Annotated in this window: 7 protein-coding genes and 2 pseudogenes; 2 read left to right on the forward strand and 7 right to left on the reverse strand. The window is 68.5% G+C overall.

The features are described 5' to 3' along the window. Positions 1 to 15: 15 nt before the first annotated feature. Positions 16 to 243, forward strand: a pseudogene (locus tag ACLP25_RS16700) (DNA glycosylase); the annotation flags it as partial. Positions 244 to 436: 193 nt separating this feature from the next. On the opposite strand, the gene ACLP25_RS16705 reads toward ACLP25_RS16700, so the two are convergent. Next, positions 437 to 1552, reverse strand: a complete 1116-nt coding sequence (locus ACLP25_RS16705) for a 2'-deoxycytidine 5'-triphosphate deaminase (protein WP_442470309.1) — start codon at positions 1550 to 1552, stop codon at positions 437 to 439. 145 nt (positions 1553 to 1697) lie between these two features. Here ACLP25_RS16705 and ACLP25_RS16710 point away from each other — a divergent pair, with 145 nt between their 5' ends. Next, positions 1698 to 2099, forward strand: a complete 402-nt coding sequence (locus tag ACLP25_RS16710) for a hypothetical protein (protein ID WP_442470310.1) — start codon at positions 1698 to 1700, stop codon at positions 2097 to 2099. Here the strand turns inward: ACLP25_RS16710 and ACLP25_RS16715 are convergent. The 6 genes and pseudogenes from ACLP25_RS16715 to ACLP25_RS16740 form a co-directional block, all read right to left on the reverse strand. Further along, a complete protein-coding gene (locus ACLP25_RS16715; protein ID WP_442470311.1) occupies positions 2086 to 3141 on the reverse strand; it encodes a branched-chain amino acid ABC transporter permease in 1056 nt (351 codons plus the stop codon). The two genes, ACLP25_RS16710 and ACLP25_RS16715, sit on opposite strands and share 14 nt — an antisense overlap. A gap of 3 nt (positions 3142 to 3144) precedes the next feature. Beyond that, positions 3145 to 4008 (reverse strand): branched-chain amino acid ABC transporter permease, encoded by an 864-nt coding sequence (locus ACLP25_RS16720; protein ID WP_442470312.1) that lies wholly within the window; start codon positions 4006 to 4008, stop codon positions 3145 to 3147. A gap of 6 nt (positions 4009 to 4014) precedes the next feature. Further along, positions 4015 to 4659, reverse strand: coding sequence for an ABC transporter ATP-binding protein (locus ACLP25_RS16725; RefSeq protein ID WP_442470313.1), 645 nt, complete (start codon positions 4657 to 4659; stop codon positions 4015 to 4017). Positions 4660 to 4823: 164 nt separating this feature from the next. After that, on the reverse strand, positions 4824 to 5024 hold the full coding sequence (locus ACLP25_RS16730) for a 2-hydroxymuconate tautomerase (RefSeq protein ID WP_442470314.1): 201 nt from the start codon (positions 5022 to 5024) through the stop codon (positions 4824 to 4826). 5 nt (positions 5025 to 5029) lie between these two features. Further along, complete coding sequence (locus tag ACLP25_RS16735; protein ID WP_442470315.1) at positions 5030 to 5797, reverse strand: 2-keto-4-pentenoate hydratase; 768 nt, start codon at positions 5795 to 5797, stop codon at positions 5030 to 5032. Further along, a pseudogene (locus ACLP25_RS16740) lies at positions 5794 to 6186 on the reverse strand (4-hydroxy-2-oxovalerate aldolase); the annotation flags it as partial. The pseudogene ACLP25_RS16740 and the gene ACLP25_RS16735, both read right to left, overlap by 4 nt.

Below are 6186 nucleotides of genomic sequence, written 5' to 3' on the forward strand. Positions count from 1 at the left end.
GTCCGCGATTATGATCTGGCTGCGACGCTCGATTCCGGCCAGGTCTTCCGCTGGCGGGAGCAAAACGGTATTTGGAGTGGTGTCGTCGGCCGGCGCGGGGTGCGGCTGACCCAGACCCGTGACGGTATCCACGCCGAAACTGATGCTGCGCCCGCCGACTGGCGATGGTTGCGCGATTACCTGCAAACCGAAGTGGATTTGGACGCCGTGCTCAATACTTTTCCCGAAGACGCGCCAATGCGGAACGCCATCGCCGCATGCCGCGGACTGCGTGTGCTGCGCCAGGAACCATGGGAATGCCTGGCATCGTTCATTCTGTCCTCCACCAAACAAATCGTCCAAATCCGGCAAATCGTCGCGCTGCTTTGCGAACGATTTGGGGAACCCCTCATCCGGCCTTCGGCCACCTTCTCCCCGCTTGGTGGGGCGAAGGCGCCTACCCCCGAAAGTGCTTCGACAGCTTCAGCCCCTGATGCTGGTAGTTCGAGGTCGCGCCCGCCCCATAGAGCTCGTCCGCCGCGTCCGCGAGCTGTTCGAAAACGAGCCGCCCGACCGGCTGGCCGTCCTCGAGCAGGAACGGCACGTCGCGCGAGCGCACTTCGAGCACGGCGCGCGCGGCCGGGCGCCCGTCCGGCCCCTGCCCGAAGCCCGGATCGAAGAAGCCTGCGTAATGGACACGGAACTCGCCGATCGCCGGGTCGATCGGCGCCATCTCGGCCGCGAGGTCGGCGGGGATCTGCATTTTCTCGCGCGAGGCGAGGATGTAGAACTCATCGGGATCGAGCACCAGCCGCCGGTCGGCGCGAGCCAATATCGGCTCCCAGAAATCCGCCGCCGCGTAGCCGCCGATCCGGTCGACGACGATGACGTCGCTGTTCTTGATCGCGCGGTAGCCGACGACCTCGCCCGCGGCCCCGGCGAGCCCGACATGGACGATGAGGCCGTCGCGCAGCGCGAGCGCCCGGTCGACCAGCGCCGAGGCCTCATGCCGGGCGCGCAGCGCCTCGGCGTCGAGGATGAGAGCCGCTCCGCCGTCGCGGAAGCGCAACTGGTTCAGCCGCGTGCCTTCCCGCACGCGCACGCTGAAGCTGCGCGGCGAGATCTCGGCGAACAGCGGCCCGGCGTAGCTTTCCGGCACGGCGTCGAAAGCGTCCGATCCATCGACGATCAGGCGGGTGAAAATGTCGAGCCGTCCCGTCGAGCTCTTCGGATTGGCGGCCCCGGAGACGCCCGCCGGCAGGGCGAGGCGCTCCATCAGCCGCGCGATGTAGACGATGCCCTTCTCTAGCACCGCCCCGGCGCCTTCGAGCGACACCCGCTCTGGGTTCAGGCTCTTCAAACGCTCGGCGACGCTCGACCCCCTGCCCGGCAGGAAGCTCGCCCGGACGCGAAAAGCCTCCGCGCCGAGGCGCAGATCGAGGCTCGCCGGCTGGAGTTGGCCGGGCTCGACGGGGGCCGCGGCGGCGACCGCGCCCGCCTTCACCAGCGCCATGATGCGCTGGCGCGCCAGGAGGCCCGCCGGACGAGTTCCGGGCTCGTTTTCCGTTCTCATCGTCCGAAGGCTTACAGAGAATCGCGCGAGCGCGAAAGGCGGCGAACTGCATGGCTGCGCGATGGCCTGGCGCAAGCCGGCCTCGCCAGACTGGCGCTCGCGCTAGGGCCGATCCCGCGCGCCAGGTCTCGGCTTCGGTTACGAGATGCAGATTGAAAGCGACGCAGACGTTCGAATCGCGCGCATCATTGCGGGGCTTCTGGTCCTGCAGCTGTCGCGCATCCAGCGTCGAGCCGGCCAGACCCCGCTGACGCTCGATGATTTCACGGCCGGCTACATCTTCGGTTTCGTCGACGTCATGACGCAGCGGGTCGGCATCGTCGACGAGGGCGACGCCTGGCGGATGTTCGCGATCCTGGCGAAGGCCCTGTTCGGACGCGAGACGGGCGAGGTTGTCTGCGCCCGCTTCGCCGACCGGTCCGATTGCGCCGAGGCGGTTCGGGGAGCTTCGACCGGCAGGAACGACTCGCGATCCTGGCTCCGGGACCCGACCATTCCGCCGCTCGGCTGGTACGACTACTGTCGCGCCATCGTCAGCCGACCGTAGTCGGCGCCGGCGTCCTCGCCGCCTCGCCGCTCGCGGCGCCCGCCGGTCCGTCCGCCGCCTCCGGGACATGGCTGACCGGCAGGATGTCGGGAACGCCCCAGCGGCGACAGGCGCCCCAGAAACCGCGCGGCTCGAACAAAATGACGGCGATCGAGATCGCGCCGAGGAGGATCAGGTACCAGGCGCCGAAGTCGGCGAGCCACTGGCGCAGCGCGAAGAAGATGACCGCGCCGACGATGGGGCCCTCCAGACTGCCGATGCCCCCGATGACGACGATGAAGATGACGTCGATCGTCCAGTCGGTGATATTGAACGAGGCCGTGGGCGCGACGCGCAGCTTCTCGAGCGCCGTCATCACGCCAGCGAGCCCGAGGAACGGCGCGGTCCACAAGAAGCAGAGGACGCGCGTCCGAACGAGGTCGACGCCGGCCGATCCCGCCGCCTCCTCGTTGTCGCGCATCGCGGTGAGGCCGAGGCCGACCCGAGAGCGCAAGAGCGCCCAGGTGGCGACGAAGGCGATCAGAGCGAGCCCGAGGCTCATGGCGTAGAAGAGGTCGATGCGGTCGCCGAGGCGCGCGCCGAACTGCTTGACCACCGGGATCGGCAGGCTCGCGCCCGAGCCGCCGCCGAAGCCCGGCAGCTTGCCGGCGATCATCATCAGCACGTCCGCCGCCACCCAGGTTCCGACGGCGAGATAGGCCGTTCGCAGGCGGAAGATCACAGCCATGACCGGGACGGCGACGACCAGCGTCGTCAGGGCCGCGAGCGGAACGGCGAGCCAGACGTTCAGGTGCGCGAGCGCGGTGAAGCCGAAGAAGGCATAGGCGCCGACGCCGACGAAGCCCTGCTGGCCGACCGAGATGATGTCGGCGTAGCCAGCGAGCAAGTTCCACATCAGCGCCAGCGTGAGCACGACGAAGAATTCGGTCAGCACGGTGAGCGAATTGGCGTCGAACAGCCACGGTCCGGCAAGGCACGCGACGACCGCGACGGCGAGGACAGCACGGGCGGCGAGCGGCAGGGGTCTTGAGGCGGCGGCCATCGCTCAGCCCTTGGCGAACAGGCCCTGGGGCCTAAGAACGAGCGCGGCGAGGAAGACGAGGTGCTGGGCGAGGATCTGCCAGGAGGCGTCGAGCTGCGAGCCGAAGTTCTGCGCAATTCCGATGATGACGCCCCCCGCCAGCGTGCCCCACAGGCTGCCCAATCCGCCGAGCACCACCGCCTCGAACGCCGCGAGCAGCCGGCTCGGCCCGATCGCCGGGTCGAAGTTGGTCCAGACCGACATGCAGGCGGCCGCGGCCAGCATGGTGATGGCGACCACGCCCATCGCAACCGGATAGATGCGCGCCGACGCAAGGCCGATGAGGTCGGCTGCGGCAGGGTCGTCGCTCACCGCGCGAATGCGCGCGCCGATCGAGGTCCGGTAGAGGAAGGCGTCGAGCCCGGCGATCAGCGCGACCGCCAGCAGAAAGACGAGCAGTGGGTAGACGCCGATGTCGATCGGGCCGACGCGGAAAGCCGCGAGTTCGATCGGGCCGCCCGACAGCTTTCGCGTGTTCGGTCCGTAGGCCTCGAGCAACCCGTTCTGGATGATGATCGACAGGCCGAAGGTCACGAGCAAAATCGGCAAGATGCCCTTGCCGACGGTGCGCTGGAGCAGGAAGCGCTGCAACACGTAGCCCGCGCCGAAGGCGACCGGCATGAGGATGAGCGCGACCACGAACGGCGACCAGCCGATGACGCCGGTCAGCGACAGGAGCACGAACGAGAACAGCACGATCATGTCGCCATGCGCGATGTTGACGAAGCGCATGACGCCGAGCGACAGCGACAGGCCGAGCGCGAACAGCGCATAAAGCCCGCCGATCAGCACGCCCTGGACAATGAGGTTGAGGATCGTCTCGACCATTTGCGTTCACGCGCCGAAGTAGTGTTGCATGATCGTCTCGCGGTTCGCGTCGGCCGGCCGGCCGGACAGCGACACCTCCCCTTCGAGGAAACAGTAGAAGCGGTCGGCGACGGCGAGCGAACGGGTGATGTCCTGCTCGACCACGATCACCGACACGCCGCGGTCGCGCACGCGTGGGATGATCTCGTAGAGTTCGTTGACGATGCGCGGCGCGAGCCCGAGGCTGATCTCGTCGCACAGCAGCAGGCGCGGATTGGCGAGCAGCGCCCGGCCGAGCGCGACCATCTGCTGCTGACCGCCCGACAGTTCGCGCGTCCTCTGGTCGCGCCGCTCGAGGAGGACGGGGAACCACTCGTAGACCTGGTCGAGCGCGATGCCGCCTTTGCGTCCGAGCTCCCAGCCGATGCGCAGGTTCTCGAACACGGAGAGCGACGGAAAGAGTTTTCTGCCCTCCGGCACAAGCGCGATTCCCTTCGCGACGATGTCGCGGGTCGAGAGGACGGCAAGGTCGTCGCGGGCGAAACGCGCCGAGCCGGTGACGCGTCCCGCCTGGCGCACGAGCGCCTTCAGGAACGACGACTTTCCCGCGCCGTTCGCGCCGATGATCGATACGATCTCCCCCTCGCCGACGCTAAGGTCGACGTCGTGCACCGCCTGGAAGGCCCGTCTTCGGCGCGGCGAAGGCGACGCGCGGCAGCGCAGTCGCGGCAAGCGCCGCGGCACCGGTCCTGAGGAACGCGCGGCGCCCCAGCTGAATCCTTGTCATCCTTCCCTCCCTGTTCCGTTCGAATTCTTGGTCTTGGCGGGCGCGCCCGTCAGCCGGGCGGCGCCTCGCTCTTTTCCTTGGTCTTGCCCCCGGCGCCGAAGTGCAGCGCTGGGATCTCGCGCAGGATGATGCGGATCGAGTCCTTCGGCGCTTCGATCGCCTCGACGATCGCATCGGTGACCTTGGCGATCAGGCGGCGCTTGGCCTCCGGCGTCCGCCCCTCGATCATGGTGATCTCGACAATGGGCATCTCGCCTACTCCGTGACGCGGATCGACACCGACCCGAGGTTCTGCATGATGAGCCGCACGCGCTCGCCCACTTTGAGCGGGTGCGCCGCGGTCGCGCCGCCGGCCAAAATGATCCAGCCCGCCTCCAACCGGCCGAGCGCCGCGCCGGCAAGGCGCGCGGCTGCGACAAGAGAGCGCGACGGGTTGCCAAGGATCGCCGCGGTCGAGCCGATCTCGACCGGCCGGCCGTCGACCTCCATCACGAGCCCGAGGTTGGAGAAATCCTGATCCGGCCGCGACCAGTCGCCGACCACGAAGCCCGACGACGACGAATTGTCGGCGATCACGTCGGGCAGCGCGAACTTGAAGTTCTGGTAGCGCGAATCGATGATCTCCATCGCCGGCGCTATTCCCGCGACCGCCGCCATCGCCTCCGCCGCCGTCACCTCTCCGGTCAGCGGCGCCTTAAGCAGAAAGGCGAGCTCCGGCTCGATGCGTGGATGGACGTAGCGCCGGCGCGACAGCGCCGCGCCCTCCTCGAGTCGCATCGCGTCGGTGAGCCGGCCCCAGACGACTTCGTCGACGTTGACTTGGCGCATCTTGGCGCGGGAGGTGAGGCCCATCTTGACGCCGACGAGCTTCTCGCCGCGCTTCAGGCGGCGGTCGATCGAGGCAGCCTGGACGGCGTAGGCGTCGGCCACGCTGAGCGGGCCGGTCTCGGTGAATTGCGGGATCGCCGCGGCGGTGCGCGCCGCCTCGTCGACGACCTCTGCGAATTTGGCGATATCGGTCATTGGGCGGCCGCCTGGGCTTCGCGCTGGCGCACGATGTCGAGCGCGACGTCGACGATCATGTCCTCCTGGCCCCCCACCATGCGGCGCTTGCCGAGCTCCGTCAGGATGTCGCGCGTGTCGACGCCGTAGAGCTTGGACGCGTTCTCCGCATGACGCAAGAAGCTGGAGTAGACGCCGGCGTAGCCGAGCGACAGGCTCTCACGGTCGACGCGCACCGGGCGATCCTGCAACGGCCGCACGACGTCGTCGGCGACGTCCATGAGAATATGCAGGTCGACGCCCGTCTCGATGCCCATGCGGTCGAGCACGGCGATCAAGGCCTCGATCGGCGCGTTGCCGGCGCCCGCGCCCATGCCGGCGAGCGAAGCGTCGACGCGCACCGCGCCCGC

Source organism: Roseiarcus sp. (genome assembly GCF_052145395.1).
In the GTDB taxonomy this organism is placed as follows: domain Bacteria; phylum Pseudomonadota; class Alphaproteobacteria; order Rhizobiales; family Beijerinckiaceae; genus Roseiarcus.

Excerpts from the sequence above, each read along its gene's own strand:
- ACLP25_RS16705 (WP_442470309.1), bottom strand. The coding sequence starts at position 1,552 with ATGAGAACGGAAAACGAGCCCGGAACTCGTCCGGCGGGCCTCCTGGCG.
- ACLP25_RS16710 (WP_442470310.1), top strand. The coding sequence starts at position 1,698 with ATGCAGATTGAAAGCGACGCAGACGTTCGAATCGCGCGCATCATTGCG.
- ACLP25_RS16715 (WP_442470311.1), bottom strand. The coding sequence starts at position 3,141 with ATGGCCGCCGCCTCAAGACCCCTGCCGCTCGCCGCCCGTGCTGTCCTC.
- ACLP25_RS16720 (WP_442470312.1), bottom strand. The coding sequence starts at position 4,008 with ATGGTCGAGACGATCCTCAACCTCATTGTCCAGGGCGTGCTGATCGGC.
- ACLP25_RS16730 (WP_442470314.1), bottom strand. The coding sequence starts at position 5,024 with ATGCCCATTGTCGAGATCACCATGATCGAGGGGCGGACGCCGGAGGCC.
- ACLP25_RS16735 (WP_442470315.1), bottom strand. The coding sequence starts at position 5,797 with ATGACCGATATCGCCAAATTCGCAGAGGTCGTCGACGAGGCGGCGCGC.